The sequence below is a fragment of the Streptomyces sp. NPDC051173 genome (assembly GCF_040689515.1).
Lineage (GTDB): Bacteria > Actinomycetota > Actinomycetes > Streptomycetales > Streptomycetaceae > Streptomyces.
Genome location: NZ_JBFBBD010000011.1, coordinates 96799 through 116249 on the forward strand (window position 1 = coordinate 96799; position 19451 = coordinate 116249).

Here is a 19451-nt window from a genome sequence, read left to right on the forward strand (position 1 = left end):
CGGTCCGCCTACGCCACTCCGCTGCGCGCCACGATCCGGTAGGCGTTGGAGAAGCGGGTGCGACGGAGGAGGGGGGTGAGCAGCTGCTCCAGACCGTACACACCGGCCACCAGGGGGACGGCCGACCAGAACATGGTCGTGCGGGCCTTGCGCTGGAGGTCGCTGGGTGGCTGGGCGTGCCAGGGTTCGTCGGCGGGCGGCAGGGCGTGCCCGAGGAGGAGGACCGCCGCGCCGGTGAGGTCGAACGGGGTGTGCGGCTCGTGCCGTTCGACGGCGACGACGGTGTAGCCGGACGACTCCAGTTCGCGGCGGAGGTTGGCGAAGGGCATGAGGTGCAGGTGCTGGGGCTGGAAGTACGGCATCCACCAGCGGCCCAGGACCCCGCTCATCGCGCTCTCCGGGTCCGGGACCTCGATGATCAGGTGGCCGCCGGGGGCGAGTACGGTCCGGGCGGCGGTCAGTTCGGCACGCGGGTCGGCGGTGTGCTCCAGGTAGTGGAACATGCTCACCGTGTCGTAACGGCCCTCCAGCTTGAGGGCGAGGTCGGTGAGGAGGCCGCTGTAGGCCTCGGCGATCCGGCCGTTGCGCTTGCCCTCCTCGGCGCCTTCGCTGACGTCGAGGCCGTCGAAGACCGTGTCCGGATGCACCGTCTTGGCGACCTGGGGGAAGTGCCCGTGCCCGGTGCCGACGTCCAGCCAGCGGCGGGAAGTGCCGAAGGGGAGGAGGGCGCGGGCGCTGGCGAGGTAGCGTTTCTGGCTGCCCTTGACACCGAAGATCCACTCCATGGCCTCGGCGCCCAGGCCGTCGTAGAAGTCCCGGTAGTAGAAGTCCAGTCCCTCGGGCGTGAGCCGGGGGTTCTGGAAGGAGTGGGAACAGTCGTGGCACTCGTCGAGGACGAAGGTGCCGGGCTTGTGCTGCATCAGGTCGATGGTGCGCAGCCTCGTCCGCAGCCGGGAGGAGCCGCACCAGGGGCACGTGGTGCTCCTCGGCCCGTGGAAGCGTTCGGTGCCGTGGGCGAGTTCGCGCTGGTAGCCCACGCGGAGCTGGGCGACCTCCTGGGTCCGGTTCATGGGCTTCCTGGTTCTCCCTGTCGTGTGATGGCGAGTTCTTCGAGGTGCGCTGCCGCCGCGGCGGCGCCTCCCGCGGCGCGGAAGGACTCCTGGACGTGGCGGGCGGCCGCGCGGTACTGGGGAAGGGTGAGCACGCCGTCCAGCGCGGCGCCGATCGTGCGACGGTCGCCGCGACCGAACCGGATCCGGATCCCGGCCCCGGCCGAGGTCACCTGTGCGGCGATCACGGGCTGGTCGTCGCGGATCGGGGCGACGACGAGCGGCACCCCGTGCAGCAGGGACTCCGCGACGGTGTTGTGCCCGGCGTGGCAGACGACCGCCGACGCCCGGCTCAGCAGGTCGAGTTGGGGCATGCGGCGTACGGCGAGCACGGCGTCGTCCGAGGTGCCGCCGAGCACCCCGCCCGGGTCGGCGATGACGGCCTGGAGGTGCCGTGAGCGGTCCCGTACGGCGGCCGCGCACTCGGTGAGGAAGCGGGCGCCGAGATCGGTGTTGGCGGTGCCGAGGGAGACCAGGACGGTGTGCCGCCCGGGGTCGAGCCGCTCCCGGGGGAAGGGCGCCGTGCCGGGCCGCCGGGTGAGCGCCGGGCCCACGAAGCGGGTCTGCGGGGGCGCGGCGTACTCGCCCATCAAGGCGGTGGTGGTGAAGGCCAGGACGAGGTCCGGCGAGAAGCGGGGGTCGTGGGTGCGCCCCGGGTCGCCGAGCGTGCCGCGCAGCCCGGCCAGCAGATCGTCGATCCACGCCTCGACCTTGGGCATTCCGCCGAGCACGGCGGAGAACTCGGCGGAGGTGGTGGCGGAGGTGGCGTACGGGATCCCGAGCCGCTCGGCCACCAGGGCACCGGCGAGCGCCTGCTGGTCGGCGACGATCACATCGGGGCGGAAGGCGGCGGCAGCCCGTTCCACCCCGGGCGCCATGGCCAGGGCGAGCGGCCCGAGGAAGTCCTGCCACAGGAAGCGCAGCGCCGCGACCCCGCGCAGTTCGGGGGGCCTGCGCAGATCGTCGGGTGCGTCGCAGGCGTGGATCTCGGCGTCGGGGCCCGCCAGTTCGCCGACGATGCCGGGGGTCCCGGCCCAGGCGACCTCGTGTCCGCGCCGGGTGAGTTCGCGGGCCACCGCGACGGCGGGGTTGATGTGCCCGACGAGCGGGGGCACCACGAGGAGGAACCGGCTCATACCCGGATCCCCTCCTTCCGGTGGCGGTGGCCCGTCCCGATCCAGTCGAGCATGAGCGTCCCGACGGTCCGTGGGTCGCCCACGAGCACGGAGTGCCCGTGGCCCGCCACCCGGTGGGTGCGGCAGTCGGGGAGCAGGGATTCGAGCCAGGGCGCGGTGTCCGCGAGGTCGGAGGTGCTCCCGTAGACGGCCAGCACGGGCAGGTCGAGGGTCCGCCAGCGCTCCTCGGCGGGTATGCGGCTGGCCGCGATGTCCGCGGCGAGCGTCGTCCCCTGCAGCAGCGGACGGGCCCGGCTGACCAGCCGGGCGGGGTGCCGGCCGTAGGTCCGCTCGATCCAGGGCAGAGCCTGCCCGTCGCGGAGCCGGTTCGCCGAACCGGCCAGCAGGCGGCTCATCTTGGCGGCCCAGGCCGCGGTGGGCGGTTCGGACTCCACGGCCAGGAGGCTGGCGATCCGGTCGGGGTGGCGCAGGGCGTAGTCGAAGGCGACGGTGCCGCCGAAGGAGTTCCCGACCAGGTGGACCGGCCCGGTGGTGTCCATGTCGTCGAGGAGGGCGGCGAGGTCGTCGGTGAAGTCCTCCAGGCGGTAGCCGGTGGCCGGGCGTTCGCTGCGGCCGTGGCCGCGCTGGTCGTACATCACCACGTCGTGCCCGGCCGCCGCGAGCTGCGGGGCGACGGTGAAGTAGTAGCTGGTCAGGTTGTCCGTGGCGATGCCGTGCACCAGGACGACGGTGTCCTGCCCGGCCGGTCCGATGCGCAGGGTGTTCAGGCGCGGGCGGCGGACCGTCACCCGAGGCGTCCGGCGATGTGGCGGACCATGTGGCCGACGGAGAGTTCGATGATCTCGGTGAGTTCGAGGGCGGCGAAGTAGGCGGGGAAGTCGACCCGTTCGCCGTAGCGGCGCCCGAGTTCGCCGGTGAGGGTGACCAGGTCGATGGACTCCAGGTCGAGGTCCTCGACGAAGCGGGTGTCCATGGTGACGGCCGTGCCTTCGAGGCCGATCTCGGGGACCACGCGGTGCAGTGCCTCGGTGAGCTCGGCGAGGACGGTGCGTTCGGCGGTCCCCGGGCGGGGGGTGACGGCGTCCGGCGTGGGGGTGGTGGTCATGAAGGGCTCTCCTCGTGGTGCTGCCGGTGGGTGTCCTCGGTCCAGGCGACGATGTACCGGCGGGGCCGCAGGCCCGCCGGGTTGCCGACCTCGGCGAGGGACACGGGGTGGGTGCGGCCGGAGGGTGTGCGGACCGTCAGCCGGTCGCCGTCGGCGGCGACGACGCGGAAGTCGCGCGGTCTGCCGCGCAGCCCGGTGCCCTCGGCCTTGGCCGCGGCCTCCTTGGCCGCCCAGAAGCGGGTGAGGGTGCGGGGGCCGCCGCCGAGGCGGTCGAAGAGCCGGAGCTCCTCGGGGGCCAGGGCCGCGTCGCGGGTGGCCTCCGGCCGCTCGGTGATCTCCTCGATGTCGATGCCGGTGGGCGCGGCCCCGGCCGGGCGCACCAGGGCGACCGCGGCTTCCGCGCGGTGGGCGAGGGACAGGTCCAGGGGCGGGAGCCGCCGGCCGTGCACCCCTTCCGGGTACGGGCGTCCGCTGTCGTCGTTGCGCACCCGGATCTCGGCGGGGTAGACCGGGCCCGCGCCGTGCTGCCACAAGTGGTCGCGTACGGCGTCCTTGGCGGCGATCCGGCCGAGCAGCCACTGCGGTCTGCCGCGCGGCGGCCGGGCCGCGTAGGCGTCGCGTTCGGCGCCGCCCAGCACGTTGCGCATCATCAGCTCGCGGGACGCCGGGTCGGGCCAGTATTCGAAGGCCAGGTGCCAGCCGCCGGGCTGGACTTGAGCCAGTGTGCCGTGCCCGGGCCGGCGCCGGATGGCGTCGGTGGCGGGCGGTGAGTCGAACCGGCGGTCCTCCCAGCCGCTGATCCCGCACCAGACGGTGCCGCGGTGGCTGAGCTGGATGTCCGCGGCCAGCAGCGTATCGGTGAGGGTGGTGATACGGATGTGGCAGTCGAGGCGTTCGCCCGCCGCGGGTTCCGGGCCGTGGAAGCGGATCTCGCGGATCCCGACCGGCAGGACCACCGTGCGGTCGGGGTGGGTGGCCATCAGCCAGTAGCCGAGCAGTTGTCCCGCGCTGTCGAGGAGCGCGCCGGGTGCGGGGGGAGCGGTGAGCACGCCCCGGACGTGCCGGACGCCGAGCGCGGTGACGGTGGTGACGCCCTGGAAGAGCGGTCCGTGGAACATCCAGCGTTCCTCGTACATCTCCCGGGCGGGGACGGTGGGCGCGTCCTCGTCGGCCGGGACGGGCCAGCGGGCGGGCGGTGCCGGGTGGCGGGGCGCCGTCTCGGTCTCCGCGCGCGCGTACCGGCCGAAGTCCACGGTGTGACGGCCCGGTTGTCCGGGGACGGCCCGTACGGTCGTGGTCACGTCGACGGCGGGCTCGGCGACCAGCCACTCCAGGAACCGGGCGCCGCGGACCGCGACCGTGACACCGGTACCGGGCGCGGACACCGCGTCGGCCATGTGCCGGATCATGGTGGTCGCGGGGACCACCGGCCAGCGGTCGCCGATGTCGGGCCAGTCCGGCCGCTGGTGGTAGAAGCAGTGGTCGACGAGGTAGGGCATGGTGTCGAGGGCGACCCTGAGCGTGGTGGCCCGGGGGACGTCCGCCGTGTGGCCCGGCACCACCGGGCCGGAGGTCCTGACGCCCGTGGCCGCCCGGGGCGCGTCGTGCGCCGCCGCGAAGAGGTCCGCCGCCGCGTCGGCCGTCTCGGTCAGCAGGGCGCTCAGCTGTGCGGCCTCCGGGAACCGCCGCGCGGCGTCCGCCAGTCGGCCGGTTCCGGGGGCGGCCGCCTCCGGGGCGGTGAGCGCGCCGCGCAGCACCGTACGGAGCCGGTCCCGGGAGGCGGGTTCGAGGTCGACCGGGCCCGCGTCCAGACCGAGCCGTACGCCCGGCGTGCACGAAGATGACGGGGCTGACGGGGCTGACGGGGCTGACGGGGCTGACGGGGGCGACGAGAGGGGTGCGACGGTCGTGGTGCCGCGGCCTTCTCCGGTAGCCAGCGCGGCGAAGTCGGGCTCCGCGCCGTACGCCCAGAGCCCGGCCACGGCCCGTCGCAGCCGGCCGAGGCCGTCGCCGTCGGTGGCTCCGGCCGTGACCGCCAGGTGCTCGCGGTCGGCGAGGACGTCGCCGACCAGGGCCGGCAGCTGGCCTTGGCCGGCCTGGACGAAGGCGCGGAACCCGGCCGCGTACAGGGACTCGACGAGGCCACGGAAGCGGACCGGCTCCAGGAGGTGGCGCACGGCCAGCTCGCGGATCTCCGGCTCCCGGTCCGGGAACGGCGCGCAGGTCGTCCCCGACCAGACCGGCACCGAGGGGCGGTGCAGGGTGAAGCGCCGCATCCCCTCCCGGATCGGTCCCAGGCAGGGGGCCAGCATGGGCGTGTGGAAGCCGGATTCGAAGGGCAGCGCGCGGCCGAGGACGCCTTGCCGGCGCAGTCGTTCCGACACCTTCTCGGCCTGGGCCGCGGGGCCGCAGACCACGCTTTGGTGCGGGGCGTTGTCATGGGAGAGCACCACCTCGCCGATCCCGGCCAGGGCCGCCTCCACCTGGGCGGCGGGCGCGCCGAAGGCCACGAAGACCAGGTCCGGGACGCGCAGGGCCAGGGGGTCGAAGTCCCGCAGGAAGACGTCCACTTCCTTGTCGGCGAAGATGCCGCCGACGGCCATGGCCGTCCACTCCCCCACGCTGTGCCCGGCCAGGGCGTCGGGGGTGACACCGGCGCGGCGCAGCGCGCCGGCCAGGAGGCGTCCGGCGTCGACGACGGCGGCCCCGTGCTCGCCCACGGCGCCGACCCGGGCCTGCTGCCAGGTGGGGCGGGGCAGTCCGAAGTGGCGGGCGACGTCCTCGCCCTGGGGGGTGAACCCGGTCTCCAGGCCGGGGAAGAGGAAGGCGGTGCGGCCACCGGCCGGTCCGAGCAGCGGCGCGGGCGCGAACCACACGTCGCGGCGGCCGCCCCAGGCCCGGCCGCGGGCGACCGCCTTCCGGGCCAGTGCGAGACGTTCGGCCCCGGGCCCCGCCACGACCAGCCGGGCGCCTCCGGTGCCGACGGTCCCGCCCGCGCGCAGACGGTCGTCCCCGGCTTCGAGCAGCGTGCGCAGTTCCTCGGCCGTGTCGGCCGCGATCCGCAGGACGGGGTCGGGTTCGGCGACCCTGAGGGCCGTGGACGCGGCGCGCCGCTTCCCGGCCGTGGGGCGGAACTCCTCCAGGACCACATGGGCGTTGATGCCGCCGAAGCCGAAGGCGTTCACCCCGGCCCGGCGCACCTCCGCGTCCCAGGGGCGGGCCACCGGGGACGGGCGGAAGCGGGTGGCGAGCAGGTCGGGGTGGGGGTCCTCGCAGTGCAGCGTGGGCAGGAGCACTTGGTGGTGGAGGGCCAGGGCCGCCTTGACCAGGCCCGCCGCGCCCGCCGCCGGCATGGTGTGGCCGATCATCGACTTGACCGAGCCGATCACCGCGTCGGGTTCGCGCGAGGAGCCGAACACCCGGCGCAATGTGGTCATTTCGGCGGCGTCGCCGTTCGGGGTCCCCGTGCCGTGCGCTTCCAGCAGGCCGATCGCCGCCGGGGCGGCGGGGTCCACCCCCGCCGACTCCCAGGCGAGCCGGACCGCCCGGACCTGCCCTTCCGGGTCGGGGTTGACCAGGGCCGCGGCCCGGCCGTCGCCGGCCACCCCGGTGCCCCGTACCACCGCGTACACCCGGTCGCCGTCGCGCAGCGCGTCGGCGAGCCGCTTGAGGACGACCACCGCGGTGCCCTCGCCCATCAGCACGCCGTCCGCGTCCCGGTGGAAGGGGCGGATCCGCTCCGTCGGGGAGAGCGCGCCCAGCCGGGCGAACACCGACCACAAGGTCACGTCGTGGCAGTGGTGCACGCCTCCGGCGAGCATCACGTCGCAGCGCCCCGCGGTCAGCTCGCCCACCGCCTGGCCGACCGCGAGCAGCGAGGAGGCGCAGGCGGCGTCGACCGTGTAGGCGGGGCCGCGCAGGTCCAGCCGGTTGGCGATGCGCGAGGCGGTGAAGTTGGGGACGAGTCCGATGGCCGCGTCGGGGCTGTCGGGCCCCAGGGCCTCCTCGAAGGCCGTACGGACCTGGGCCAGCTTCTCCTCCCCGACCTCGGGCAGCAGCTCCCGGAGCGTACGGGTCAACTGGCCTGCGGTGCGGACGCGTTGGTCGAGTCGTGCCAGCCCCGCCGTCAGATAGCCGCCGCGGCCCAGCACGACACCGACCCGCGCGGGGTCCGCCGTCGCGAGGCCACCCGCGTCGGCGATCGCGGCGGCGGCCGTGCTCAGGGCGATCAGCTGGTCGGGCTCGATGGCCGGGACGGAGCCGGGCATGATGCCGAAGGCGGCCGGGTCGAAGCCGGGGAGCCGGTCGTCGACGAACCCGCCGCGCCGGCAGTAGATGGCACCGGAGCGGTACTCGTCCTGGTCCCAGCGCCCCGGCGGCACTTCGGAGATGGCGTCCACGCCGGTGAGGAGGTTGTGCCAGTACCGGTCCAGGTCCTCCGCTCCGGGCAGCGTGACCGCCATGCCGGTGACGGCCACCGGCTCCTGCTTAGGACTCCCGGGAAGACCGAGGTTCACCGTCACCACCCCGACGCGGTGTAGAGGACCTCGCACGTGTCGTCGTCACCCCAGGTGAGTTCGCGCAGCAGGGCGAGCGTCCCTTCCTCCGGGTCGATCAGGGCGATGCCGCGCCGGGCGTACTCCCGGGCGAGTTCCGGGCCGACCATCCCGCCGTGCACGCGGTCCGGGGCCCACGGCCCCCAGTGCACGGTCAGCACCCGCGTGCCCGTGGAGCGCTGCCACTGCCGGCCCAGCTCGGCGAGGGCGCCGTTGGCGGCGGCGTAGTCCGCCTGACCCCGGTTGCCGTACACGGCCGCGACGGAGCCGAACAGCAGGGTGAAGCGCGGCGGTTCGGGGAGCCGGCGCAGCGTGGTGAACAGCGTGCGGGCGCTCTCCGCCTTCGTCTCGTGCACCCGGGTGAAGGAGGCCGGTTCCTTGTCGGCGATGAGTCTGTCCTCGATGACTCCGGCGGCGTGCACCAAGCCGTCGACGCGCCCGTGGCGGGCGTGGGTCTCCTTGACCGCCTGCTCGACGGCCTCCGCGTCCCGCAGGTCGACGGACCGGTAGGCGGCCTCGCCACCGGCCGCGCGGATCCCGGCGAGGGTCGCGTCGATCTCGCGGCGGGCCAGGACGGCTCCCGCCTCCCGCTCGATCTCCGCGGGCCGGAGCCCACCGCGCGCGGCGAGCGCGGCCCGCAGCGCGGCGCGTCCGGTGACGCCCGCGAGCCCGGGCGGTTCGGGGGCGTCGGCGATGGCCGTACGGCCGAGGAGTTCGATCCGGCAGCGGGAGGCCGCCGCGAGGGCGACGGCGACGCGCGCGGCGATGCCCCGCGCCCCGCCCGCGAACAGCAGGACGGACTCCGGCCCGAGCCCGAGGGCCTCGGCCGCCCGCGCCCCGGTGGAATCGTCGTCGGTGCGCAGCGGTCCCAGCGGGGCCTCCTGGGGCTCGACGCCGAACCTCCGGCCGTCCTCGGCGCGCTCGACGACGGGTGCCCGGCCGGGTGCCAGGAGTTCGGCGACGATCGCGTCGGCCGTCCCGTTCGCGTCCTGCCCGCCGGGAAAGGTCACCAGGCGGGCGGCCGTGTCCGGATACTCGTGGGCGACGGTGCGGAGGAAGCCGCCCAGTCCGTCGCGGTGGCCGTCCTCCGCCCACCGTACGCACAGCAGCCGGCGCGGACCGCTCCCGAGCAGGTCCTTCAGGAGAGGGAAGGCGTTCGGCAGTACGGGGCCGGCCAGCAGGATCACTCCGTCCAGCGGCCCGGCGGAGTGGCCGGGGGCCGCGTCGGAGTGGGTGACGTGCGCCCCGTGCTCGCGGAGCCGGGCGACAAGGGGCTCCGCGACGCGGGCGCTTCCGCCGAGCACGAGGAGACGCTTGTCACGCAGGGCCGTGGAGCCGTCCGGCGCGGGGGTGCCGTCCAGTGCCACGCGCCGGAGCACGTACCGCCGGGGCGCGACTCCGGCCGACTCGGCCGCCTCGGTGCCGTCCGGCTCCTGCTCCACGTGCTGCTCCGGGCCTTCCGTGCGCTCGGTCATCCACTCGGCGATCGACGCCGCGGTACGCGCCCGGGTCAGGCTCTCCAGGTCCGCGTCGTCCCAGCCGCGCGGACCGGCCCCGGCGCCGCCCACCCTCTTCGCCAGTTCACCCGCGATCTCCGTGCGTTTGATCGAGTCCACGCTCAGGTCGGCTTCGAGGTCGAGCTGGGGATCGATCATCTCCACGGGGTATCCGGTCCGTTCGCTGATGACCGAGAGCACCGTACGCAACAGATCCGGCTCGCCTTCGGTGGGCGGTGCGGCGGGGAGCTCGGTGGGAGGTTCCGCGGGGAGTTCCGTGGGCAGCGAAGGCGCCACCGCCCCGGCCGGCACGGAGACCGGCGGCGGGGCCTCCCCCGTCCCGCCGAAGTACGTGAGCAGGACGTCCCGTTGCGCCGCGATCAGTTCACGGCCGCCGCGCAGGAAGTCCTGGAGCAGGGCCTCACGGCCCGCCTGCCCGGCCCCTTCCCCGCCTTCCCCGCCGCCGGTCCCGGTCAGCGGTGCGATCCGCCGCGCCGGCCGCAGCCCGCCGGGGAGCAGCCCGCCGTCCGCGGTGCGGACCAGGTGCCCGTCCACGAGCCAGCCCGGGCGCTCCGGCGGCCGCCCGGGCTCGGCCACGACCGCGTCCCGGCCCGCGAACAGCGCTTCCGCGTCCATCTGTACGCCACAGGAGACCGCCAGCCGGGCCAGCGCCTCCAGATGGCCGCGCAGCCCCGCCTCGGAGTGCGGCTCGAAGGGCACGGCCACGTGCGGCCGGTCGCCGAGAACGGCGCGCGTCAGGCCGGTGAGCGCGGTGCCCGGGCCCGCCTCGACGAAGATCCGGGCGCCGGCCTCGTACATCGCCTCGATCTGCTCGGTGAACCGCACCGGTGCCGCGATCTGCCCGGCGAGGCGGGCCCGCAGCTCCACGGTGTCCGCCGGGTAGCGGGTGGCCGTCAGACCGGACCACACCGGGATCCCGGGTGCCCGCAAGGGCCGGGTGGCGAGCACCTCGGCGAACGTCTCCGCCGCGCCGGTCATCATCGGGCTGTGGAAGGCGCACGCCACGTCGAGCGCCCGCGCGGCGAATCCGGCCTCCTCCAGTGCCGCCGTTGCCCGCCGGACCGCCCGGGCCGGGCCGGAGATCGTCGTCTGGGACGGGGAGTTGAGGCCCGCGACCACCACCTGACCTGTGAGACCGGCGCCGGCCAGCACGCCTTCCACCGCGGCCGCCCCCGCCGTGACGGCGGCCATCGAACCCGGCTCGTCCCCGGCGGAGCCCAGCATCGCCTCGGCGCGCAGCCCGCTCAGCTCCGGCAGCGCCTCGGCGGGAAACGCGTCGGCCACACAGAGCGCGACGAGTTCGCCGTACGAGTGGCCGGCCACCATGTCGGGGCGGATGCCCAGGTCCGCCAGCACGTCATGGACGGCGAGGCAGGCGGCGCCCAGGGCCGGCTGGGCGCGGCGGGTGTCGGCGAGCCGGGCGCGCTGCGCTTCCCGCGCGGCCGGGTCGAACGCGGCCGGGGGGAACATCGCGGTGACCGGGGCACCGCGCAGCCGCTCGTGTGTCTGCGGGAAGGCGGTGAAGAGGTCCGCCAGCATGCCGGGCCGCTGGCTGCCCTGGCCCGGGAAGAGGAAGGCCAGCTTGCCGTCCGCCGGTTCAGCCACGGCCGTGAGGCCGTCCGCCCCTTCGGCCCCTGCGGTGAAGACGCCGGGCGCCGCCTGTCCGGCCAGTGCGGCCCGGAGCAGTCCGGGCAGCTCGTCGAGGTCCGCGGCGACCACGGCGGCGGTGACGGGACCGGCGGCCGGGTCGGAGGCGCGGCGTGCTGCCGTACGGGCCAGGTCGCGGAGCCGCCAGGGCGTCCGACGAGGCGCGTCACCGGACGCGTGCGCCCCCGCCAGCCGGAGCAGATCCTCGATCGCCGCCTCGCCGCAGAAGAGGAACAGTTCGGCGGGCCAGACGTCGGCTGCCCGCCGTGGCGGCGGCGCGCCGTCGCACCCGCGCATGACCACGTGGAAGTTGGTGCCGCCGAAGCCGAAGGCGCTCACGCCGCCGACCCGTTCACCGGCCGGCTCCGCCCAGGGCAGGGACCGCCGGTGGAAGACGAAGGGGCTGCTCTCCGGCTGCCATCCGGGATTGGGCCGCTGGATGTGCAGGGTCGGCGGGCGCACCCCGGTGTGGAGGGCCAGGGCCGTCTTGATGACACCGGCCAGTCCGGCCGCGCACTTGGTGTGGCCGATCTGCGACTTCACCGAACCGATCACGCAGCCGCCGGGCTCGGCGCCCGACTCCTGGAACACCTGGGTGAGGACGTCGAGTTCGGTGCGGTCGCCGACCACCGTGCCGGTGCCGTGCGCCTCGATCAGGCCGACCCGGGCCGGGGAGATCCGGGCCTGGGCGTAGGCCCGTTCCAGCGCCGCGCGCTGGCCCTCCGGCCGGGGCGCGGTCAGGCCGAGGGACCGTCCGTCACTGGAGGATCCGACTCCCTGGACGACGGCGTAGACCCGGTCCCCGTCGCGCCGCGCGTCGGCGAGCCGTTTGAGCACCACGCAGGCGACGCCCTCGCCCAGCGCGATGCCGTCCGCCCCGGCGTCGAACGCCTTGCAGCGGCCGGTGGGGGACAGCGCGTGCACGGACGAGAAGAGCACGTAGTCGTTGATGCCGTTGTGCAGGTCGGCGCCGCCGCACAGGACGAGGTCCGCCGCGCCCGTCGCCAGCTCCTTGCAGGCCACGTCGACGGCGGCCAGGGAGGAGGCGCAGGCGGCGTCCACGGTGTAGTTGGCACCGCCGAGGTCGAGCCGGTTGGCGATCCGCCCGGAGATGACGTTGGCGAGCATCCCGGGGAAGGAGTCCTCGGTGAGCGTGGGCAGTTGGTCCGCCAAGTCGTCCGGGAGCCGTCCGCCGAGGTAGGACGGCAGGACGGTGCGCAGCGTGGTCGCGTTGGCCATGTCGCCGCCGGCCTCGGCGCCGAAGACCACGCCGGTGCGTCCGCGCGGGAAGTCGCGGTGCTCGTAGCCCGCGTCGGCGAGGGCTCGCCGGGCCGCTTCCAGAGCGAGCAGCTGCACGGGTTCGACGGAGGCGAGCGAGGCCGGCGGGATGCCGAAGCGCAGCGGGTCGAAGGGGATGCCCGGCAGGAAGCCGCCCCACCGGGAGACCGAGACGTCGCTCGCGGGCGCCCCCTCGCCGTAGTGGAGCGCGGGGTCCCAGCGGCCCTCGGGCACCTCGGTCACGGCGTCCGCGCCGCCGAGCACCTGTGCCCAGAAGTCGGGCAGGTCGGGGGCGCCGGGGAACATGCCGGCCATGCCGATGATCGCGACGTCCAGCGGCTGCGGCGCGGGGGTCGTCTCCGTGGCTTCGCCGTCGGTGAGTTCCGCGATCCGCCGCGCGTAGAAGGCGGCCGCCCCGTCCGTCACGCCGTGGTGCAGTGCGGTGACGGTCGTGGTGGCGTCGCGCAGCACCGCGACCTCCCCGGCCATGAACATGCCCTCGTCGTGCTGCCGCCCTTCGCCCACCTCGCGGAGCTCGCCGTCGACCCGCTCGACGCCCTTGCTGGCGATGCGCAGCCGCCCGAGGTTGAGCTGCTCCAGCCGCTCCCACGCCTGCCGCCTGGGGACGCCCTGCCGACGCAGTTCCTCTTGGTGTGTGCGGTAGGTGTCGGTGAACGGGCTCGGTACGCAGCGGGTGACGTGTCCCGGCGCGGTGTCCAGCAGGACGGTGCTCTGCGCGGTGAGCACCGTGCGCTGGAAGAGCGGCTGGACCGCGCCGCACTCCACCGCCTCGCGGGTGAAGAGGTACGCGGTGCCCATCAGGACGCCGACGGCGGCGCCGCGCCGGGTGAGCCCGGCGGACAGGGCCGCCACCATGGCCGCCGAGCGCTCGTCGTGCACCCCGCCGGCGAACAGCACCTCGATCTGCTGGTCTCCGCTGTCCAGGAAGTCCTCCAGGACGGCCAGTTGGGCCTCCCAGAGCGGGAAGGAGTTGCTGGGCCCGACGTGGCCGCCGCACTCGGCGCCCTCGAAGACGAACCGCCGGGCCCCCGCGTCGAGGAACTGGCCGAGCAGTCCGGGTGTCGGGACCTGGAGGAAGGTGCGGATGCCGTGGGCCTCCAGCGCGGCCGCCTGCGCGGGGCGGCCGCCGGCGAGGATGGCGTGGGTGGGCCGGAGTTCGCGCACGGCCTCCAGCTGGGCGGCGCGTACGTCGTCCGGTGCGAAGCCCAGGATGCCGACGCCCCAGGGCCGCCCGTCGAGCGCGGCCCTGGCCTCTTCCAGGAGGGCCCTGGCACGCTCGGGACCGGCCAGGGCGAGCGCGATGAACGGAAGGCCGCCGCCCTCGGCGACGGCGGTGGCGAACCGCGCCTGGTCGCTGACCCGGGTCATCGGGCCCTGCGCGACGGGGAGTCCGGTGCCGAAGGAGCGGCTCAGGGCCGACCCGGGGAGCAGCGCCTCCGCCGCGCCGTGGCCCCGGAGTGCCCGGTCGATGCCCTCGCGTACGGACCGTACGGCGGCGCCCACCGTGCGGTGGTCCCGGGCGAAGCGGCGGGCGAGGAAGGCGTCCTGTCCGAACGGGACGGGGCGGTCGCGCAGTTCGGCGGGGATGCCCGGGCGGTCCGGGTCCAGCAGGCGCTCGCCACCGGCGAGGACCGTCCCGGTTCCGTCCGCCGTGCGCAGCAGGCGGACGAGGGCGGGCGGGGTGGCCGCTTCCTCCAGCAGCGCGAGCTGTACGTCGAGCACGACACCGGCGGCGCCCGCGACGACGGCCGCCGCGGCGGTGTTCGGTCCGATGCCACCGCAGGCCCAGACGGGGACACCCAACTCGGGGTCGGAGAGGAGCTGTTGCAGGAGGACGAAGGTGGACAGTTCACCGGCGGGGCCGCCGCACTCGCCGCCGCGCGCGATGACACCGGCCGCGCCCTTCCGCGCCGCGGCACGGGCCTCGGCCCGTGAGCGGACCTCGGCCAGGACGGTGACTCCGTGGCCCGCGGGCCACTCGGCGCCCGGGGCCAGCAGCACGGTGTGCGGCCCTGTGGCGGCGGGGTCGCACAGCTCGCCCGGAGAGAGAGCGCAGCCCTCCGGGACGCGCACGCCGAAGGCGCCGCCCGTCCAGCGGCGGGCCAGGGCGAGGGCTTCGCGGGCGCGGCGGCCGCCGCCGGTGAGGTCGAGGACTCCGAGCCCTCCGGCCGCGCGCACGGCGGCGACGACCCGCGCGTCGGCCTCTCCGAAAGGACTGACACCGATCACGGTCTGCACCACGGAGGCGGCTCCCCATCAGGGACTCTGAAAGCTGGACGATGCCAAAGGAGCCGGTTGCAAGGACGATCGCTCCCGCCTCCGCAGTCGCTACTTCCCCACAGCATGACTTCCGGATCACTGTGGTACACACCCGGCCGGAGATGCAAGTCCGGCTGTATCGCGCACAGTTGCGCGCGCGGGGATCCCGTCACTGCCCGCGCATCATATTCCGCTTGACAACGGGCCTCAAGACCTCACCCTCGACACATCCGTTCACTCGTTCCCATGGAAATCTAGGAACTTCTGTGCTTTGTCGGCGAGTTGACCGCACGTCGGCCCGCCTCCGCGTCAGCGGCCGGTCCGTGCCGTGAGGCGGGCCCAGGCGTTCCCGTCGTAGGGGCAGCGGGGCCGCAGGTTCACGCGTTCGCTGAGCAGCGTGCGGGTGAGATCGTGGTGTCCGGCGCGCAGGGCCGCCTCGACGAGGGTCTTCTGGAGGGCGTCCCGCTGCGCGTGGCTGCCGCCGAAGGTGTGGAGGCGGCGGCGCAGAGGCAGCAGCAGGCCGACCGCGTCGGCGTACCGCCCCTGCCCGTACGCCACGAGCGCCCGGCACACCGGCAGGCCGATCTCGGCGGTCATCGGGACGTTGGACCCGCCCGTACGCCCGGCGGCGTCGTCCCGCAGCCAGGCTTCCCGGTCGCGGACGAGCCGTTCGGCCTCGGCCGTGCGACCAGCCCCGACGTAGGTCATGACGGCGTGCACGTCGTTGAAGGCGTAGTAGGCACCGTCGCCCCGCCGCGCCCAGGCGTCCGCAAGCGCGGGCCAGCGGTCACCGGTGTCCGCGCCCGAGAGGTACAGGCGCCAGAGCAGTGACGCGGCGTCGAGGAGTTCCATCGCGGCCCCGGCCGAGCCGTCGTGGTGCACGGCGGCGTCGTAGACGGCGAGGACCTTGTCCATGCGCCCCGTCTCCATGACGTAGAGGGCGTAGTGCCACCAGTTGTGCACGTTCAGGTAGTTGCCGGTCGACCAGTCGTCCGTGCGGGCGTCGAGATAGCGGATGCCGTCCTCGTACCGGCCCTGCATCTCGTAGGCGTGCACGACGGCGTGGATGCCCCAGACGTCCCGCGCGTTGCGCTCCACCGCTTCCAGGCCCACGCGCTCCGCCAGGGTGTAGTGTCCGGCCTCCTCCAGGCCGAAGGCGTACATGCCCTGGAGCAGGCCGTAATGCGGATCGTCCACGTCCCAGGAGGACAGGGCTCCGCCGACGCGGTCGCGCAGCAGCGCCGCGTCGCCGGTGAAGAAGTCCAGCTGGTGCCCGACGGCGAGGGCGAGGGCGTCCCTCGGGTACGCCACGACGAGCTCGGCGAGGACGCGGCCCGCGTGCCGCATGTCGCCGTCCAGCCAGCGGGAGGCGGCCTCGACGTGCATGCGCTCGCGCGGGTGGAGGTCCGCCACGTCCACCGCCCGGCGGTACGCCTCGAACGCCGTGGCCGCTTCGGCCGCGTCCTTCTCCTCCGTGCCCAGCAGCCCGAGGTAGGCGCCGAGGACGTGGCCCATGACGGACCGGGGCGAGGCATCGAGCACCGCCGCGGCCTGCGCCGCCACCTCCCCGCGGAAGAAGAGCAGGCTGTCCAGCGCCCGCTCGTAGAGCCGCACGGCATCGGCGTCGGTGTACGTCATCGCGTGAGCATGCCGGTCCGTCACCACTTCATCCTCCTGCGGGGATCACTTCGAGCAGGAGGGATCTCTGCCCCGCGGCGCCGGAACGGACACCGCGCCGGCGACGGGTCAGCGCGTACCGGTGACGCGCGCGGCGCGGCGCAGCCGGGCGCGTGCGGGGTCCCGCGGCGGGTGGCCGGCCGCCGGCGCCTTGTCGGGGCCGGTCCGTACGAAGAGGGTCACGGTGACGCCCTCGGTGAAGCCGCCGCGGCGCATGAGGGCCGCCGACGCCTTGTTGCTGCTCTCCACGTCGGTGATGATCCGGGAGGCGCCGGCCGCGAAGAGCGCCGCACAGCACCGCTCGACGAGCGCGCTCGCGACCCCCTTGCCCCGCGCGCGCTCGTCGAGCGCGATCCACTCGAGATACCCCCAGTCCTCGCGCTCGTCGTAGGACAGCGATCCGAGCACGAACCCGATCAGCCCTTCGTCGTCCACGGCGACCCAGCACGCTTCCGGCTGTGCGTCCCAGTGCACGGCGACGGTGGACAGGGACCACGAGGTGTACGGCATGGCGTCGACGTCGTACGCGCGGTAGCCGAGACCGAGGACGCCGTCCAGATGGGACAGCTGCATAGGAATGATGTCGATTTGACCCATGGGAGAATCTTTACATATGGGCGTGTTCGTACCCGCGACGGCTCGGCCGCGGCACCGCGCCGGCTCCGGCCGGGGACCGCGTCACCACAGCCGCTTGCGCCGGTACCGCACGCTCCCGGACTCCCCCACCGCGTCGTATCCGTCGGCACGGCGCCAACGGGCGTTGTCGTACCCGACGGTGTCGGCCCAGGGCCCGGCGATTCCGCACAGCTGGTTCCACAGGCGGAACTTCGCGCGCAGAGCGGTGCGTGAACCGTCGTCGCACTCGAACACGTCGCGGAGTTCCCGGCACAGGAGGAAGAGGGCGTGCTGGAAGGACACGACGGTGCAGTAGACGCCGTTGCCGAAGCCGTGGGCACGCCGCACGTCATCGGTCTGCGACGTGAGGAACGCTTCCAGGGCGTCCACGTCGGCGAGGGTGAGGTCCGCGGCGTAGCGCAGTTCGCGGACCGCGGGCGGAGGCTGGGTGACAGCGCTCATGAGGCTCCCTTTCGGCGGAGTTGGGGCTTGTCGGTTCCGTCACGTCTAACGATGTCCTCTTATTTCGGACATGGGTTGCTTATTCGGAATCTGTGCAGCGGTTCGCGCCCCGCGGATCTGGCCGGAATCGCAGGCTGGCGGCGGCCGTCTCGCGCCACGAAGATGCTCCCCTGCTGTTTTGGGCGCCGCTTCGGGGCCGATCTGAGGGGTGGGAACGGATGGCTTTACGAGGAAGAAGGCTGCGGGGCAGACGGATTGAGGCGCTGACGCGCGGTGCGGTCGCGCTGGCGCTCGCCTGCGCCGGGGCCGTGGCCGTGCCCGCCGCGGCGAGCACGCCCGCACCGGCCGCATCGTCCGGACCGGGGTGCGCCACGGACACGGGCGCCAAGGGCCTGGCGAGCGACCCGGTCGCCGGCAGCCTGGTCTCCGTGGACCGCGCGGACGGCCGGATAGCCCAGTTCCAGCTCTTCCACGACGCCACGGCGACCAGGGGCCTGCCCTTCGCCTGGCACCGTGAACAGAGCGCGCCGGGCGGCGCGTACGGGCCATGGCAGCGGGTGGGCCCGACGACGGTGGGCCCGAAGAACTACGCCGTCGCCGCGATCGAGAACTCGGCGGGCGGTCTGGAACTGCTGTTGCCCGCCTTCGGCGCGTATTGCCACGTGGTGGAGGACGGCAGCGAAGGAGGCTGGAGCGACCCGGAGCCGTTCGGCCTCAGGCCCGCGCCGTACCACGGCGGGGTCGTACTGTTCAAGGAACGGGACGGCAGCATCGACGCCTTCGCCGCCGGGCCGGAGAACGGTGACGTGATGGAGCTGCGGCGGCAGCGGACGGCCGACGACGGCTGGGGCCCGGTCCGGTCCACCGGGCGGCTCCCGGACCCGAACGCCGGGCTGGGCGAACCGGGCACCGTGGAGCAGCTTCCGGACGGGAGGCTCCATCTGACCGCACGCGAGTGGAACCGGGACCGCACATGGGAGGTCCACCAGTCGGCGCCCGGCGGCGGCTGGGACGCGTGGCAGTTGCTGCCCCCGGTCTCCGCCCGCACCCGGCCGGCCGCCCTCGCCGCCGGTCCGCGGCTCGACGTGAACCGGACCGGCGGGCTCCTGGACGGCGACATCGTCGAGTTCACGATCGCGGGCGGCCCGCCGAAGGAACGCGTCTGGGTCAAACAGTGCGGGCCCTCGGCATCCGTGACCACCTGTGACGACGCCACCGGCCGCCAGTTCCGCGTGTATCCGGACGGCACGTACGAGAGGTCACCGAAGAAGCTGTACGCCCAACTGAGCACCACGGCAGGGAACATCGACTGCCGGACGGCTCCCGCCGACGATCCCTGCTCCCTCGCTCTCACCGACAACACCGGGGCCCTGCTCGCCACCACCCCGCTGCGCTTCCGCCCGCACGGCCGCCCGGAAGCCCCGCCCACCCTCGACGTCACCCCGGACGAGGGCTTGGTCGACGGCCGGCCGGTGCGCGCGACGGGCCAGGGCTACGAACCGCAGTACCACGTACTCGTCATGGAGTGCGCCACCGGCTCCGCCGACACCTCCGGCTGCCGCCCCCGCACGAGGCCGCCCGCGACCAGCGACGACGGCCGGCTCGACGAGACGGTGACCCTCTCCTCGACCTTCACCGGTATCGACGGTCGCTCCGTCGACTGCCGCGCCCAGGATGCCTGCGAGCTGGTGGTCTTCGGCACCCGCGTCCGGGGCCCGGAGTCCGTCCGCCACCCGCTCGGCTTCGCGCGGGCGGGTCAGCGGCAGACGGCCCGCTGATGACATCTGTCAAGGTGCACCGGTGACAGAGCGCTCTACTGCCGGACGTCCTCGCGCGAGAAAGCCGATCTAGGCTGTGTCCGGCGGATCTTTGCCAGTCTGCGGGCCCGTTGCCGCCTGCGGCGGGAACGCCCTTGGGGGTCCCCCCGGACGGAGTCTGGGGGAGTGTCCTCAAACGCCGGACGGGCTGAATTGCGCATCCACATCAGCCACATCCAGCCCGTTGGGGGCACCTCCCAGCGTTAGCTGGGGGAGTTTGAGGACACCGCCGCGCAGCGGTGGTGCACAGAC

Annotated in this window: 10 protein-coding genes; 1 reads left to right on the forward strand and 9 read right to left on the reverse strand. The window is 74.4% G+C overall.

Annotated elements, in window-relative coordinates:
• Positions 1 to 8 precede the first annotated feature (8 nt).
• The 9 genes from AB0435_RS09820 to AB0435_RS09860 all read right to left on the reverse strand — a co-directional run bounded on the left by AB0435_RS09820 (position 9) and on the right by AB0435_RS09860 (position 17382).
• Positions 9 to 1070, reverse strand: a complete 1062-nt coding sequence (locus AB0435_RS09820) for a methyltransferase domain-containing protein (RefSeq protein WP_366426613.1) — start codon at positions 1068 to 1070, stop codon at positions 9 to 11.
• Positions 1067 to 2245 (reverse strand): glycosyltransferase, encoded by a 1179-nt coding sequence (locus AB0435_RS09825; RefSeq protein ID WP_366004446.1) that lies wholly within the window; start codon positions 2243 to 2245, stop codon positions 1067 to 1069. Before AB0435_RS09825 ends, AB0435_RS09820 begins: the two co-directional genes overlap by 4 nt.
• The gene (locus AB0435_RS09830) at positions 2242 to 3033 is read right to left on the reverse strand and encodes an alpha/beta hydrolase (RefSeq protein WP_366426614.1); all 792 of its coding nucleotides are present in this window, start codon (positions 3031 to 3033) and stop codon (positions 2242 to 2244) included. Before AB0435_RS09830 ends, AB0435_RS09825 begins: the two co-directional genes overlap by 4 nt.
• Positions 3030 to 3350, reverse strand: a complete 321-nt coding sequence (locus tag AB0435_RS09835; protein WP_366004444.1) for a phosphopantetheine-binding protein — start codon at positions 3348 to 3350, stop codon at positions 3030 to 3032. The genes AB0435_RS09830 and AB0435_RS09835 overlap by 4 nt, the downstream gene beginning before the upstream one ends.
• Positions 3347 to 7867, reverse strand: a complete 4521-nt coding sequence (locus AB0435_RS09840) for a beta-ketoacyl synthase N-terminal-like domain-containing protein (RefSeq protein ID WP_366426615.1) — start codon at positions 7865 to 7867, stop codon at positions 3347 to 3349. The genes AB0435_RS09835 and AB0435_RS09840 overlap by 4 nt, the downstream gene beginning before the upstream one ends.
• 2 nt (positions 7868 to 7869) lie before the next feature.
• Positions 7870 to 14610, reverse strand: coding sequence for an SDR family oxidoreductase (locus AB0435_RS09845; protein WP_366426616.1), 6741 nt, complete (start codon positions 14608 to 14610; stop codon positions 7870 to 7872).
• Positions 14611 to 14937: 327 nt separating this feature from the next.
• A complete protein-coding gene (locus AB0435_RS09850) occupies positions 14938 to 16266 on the reverse strand; it encodes a tetratricopeptide repeat protein (RefSeq protein ID WP_366004441.1) in 1329 nt (442 codons plus the stop codon).
• Between the two features lie 108 nt (positions 16267 to 16374).
• The gene (locus AB0435_RS09855; RefSeq protein ID WP_366004440.1) at positions 16375 to 16902 is read right to left on the reverse strand and encodes a GNAT family N-acetyltransferase; all 528 of its coding nucleotides are present in this window, start codon (positions 16900 to 16902) and stop codon (positions 16375 to 16377) included.
• Between the two features lie 81 nt (positions 16903 to 16983).
• Positions 16984 to 17382, reverse strand: coding sequence for a hypothetical protein (locus AB0435_RS09860; protein WP_366004439.1), 399 nt, complete (start codon positions 17380 to 17382; stop codon positions 16984 to 16986).
• 218 nt (positions 17383 to 17600) lie between these two features.
• Here AB0435_RS09860 and AB0435_RS09865 point away from each other — a divergent pair, with 218 nt between their 5' ends.
• Positions 17601 to 19160, forward strand: coding sequence for a neocarzinostatin apoprotein domain-containing protein (locus tag AB0435_RS09865; RefSeq protein WP_366004438.1), 1560 nt, complete (start codon positions 17601 to 17603; stop codon positions 19158 to 19160).
• Positions 19161 to 19451: the final 291 nt, after the last annotated feature.

Bases quoted from the DNA above. Each gene is read 5' to 3' on its own strand.
- AB0435_RS09855 (WP_366004440.1), bottom strand. From the start codon at position 16,902: ATGGGTCAAATCGACATCATTCCTATGCAGCTGTCCCATCTGGACGGC.
- AB0435_RS09835 (WP_366004444.1), bottom strand. From the start codon at position 3,350: ATGACCACCACCCCCACGCCGGACGCCGTCACCCCCCGCCCGGGGACC.
- AB0435_RS09820 (WP_366426613.1), bottom strand. From the start codon at position 1,070: ATGAACCGGACCCAGGAGGTCGCCCAGCTCCGCGTGGGCTACCAGCGC.
- AB0435_RS09860 (WP_366004439.1), bottom strand. From the start codon at position 17,382: ATGAGCGCTGTCACCCAGCCTCCGCCCGCGGTCCGCGAACTGCGCTAC.
- AB0435_RS09850 (WP_366004441.1), bottom strand. From the start codon at position 16,266: ATGACGTACACCGACGCCGATGCCGTGCGGCTCTACGAGCGGGCGCTG.
- AB0435_RS09825 (WP_366004446.1), bottom strand. From the start codon at position 2,245: ATGAGCCGGTTCCTCCTCGTGGTGCCCCCGCTCGTCGGGCACATCAAC.
- AB0435_RS09865 (WP_366004438.1), top strand. From the start codon at position 17,601: ATGGCTTTACGAGGAAGAAGGCTGCGGGGCAGACGGATTGAGGCGCTG.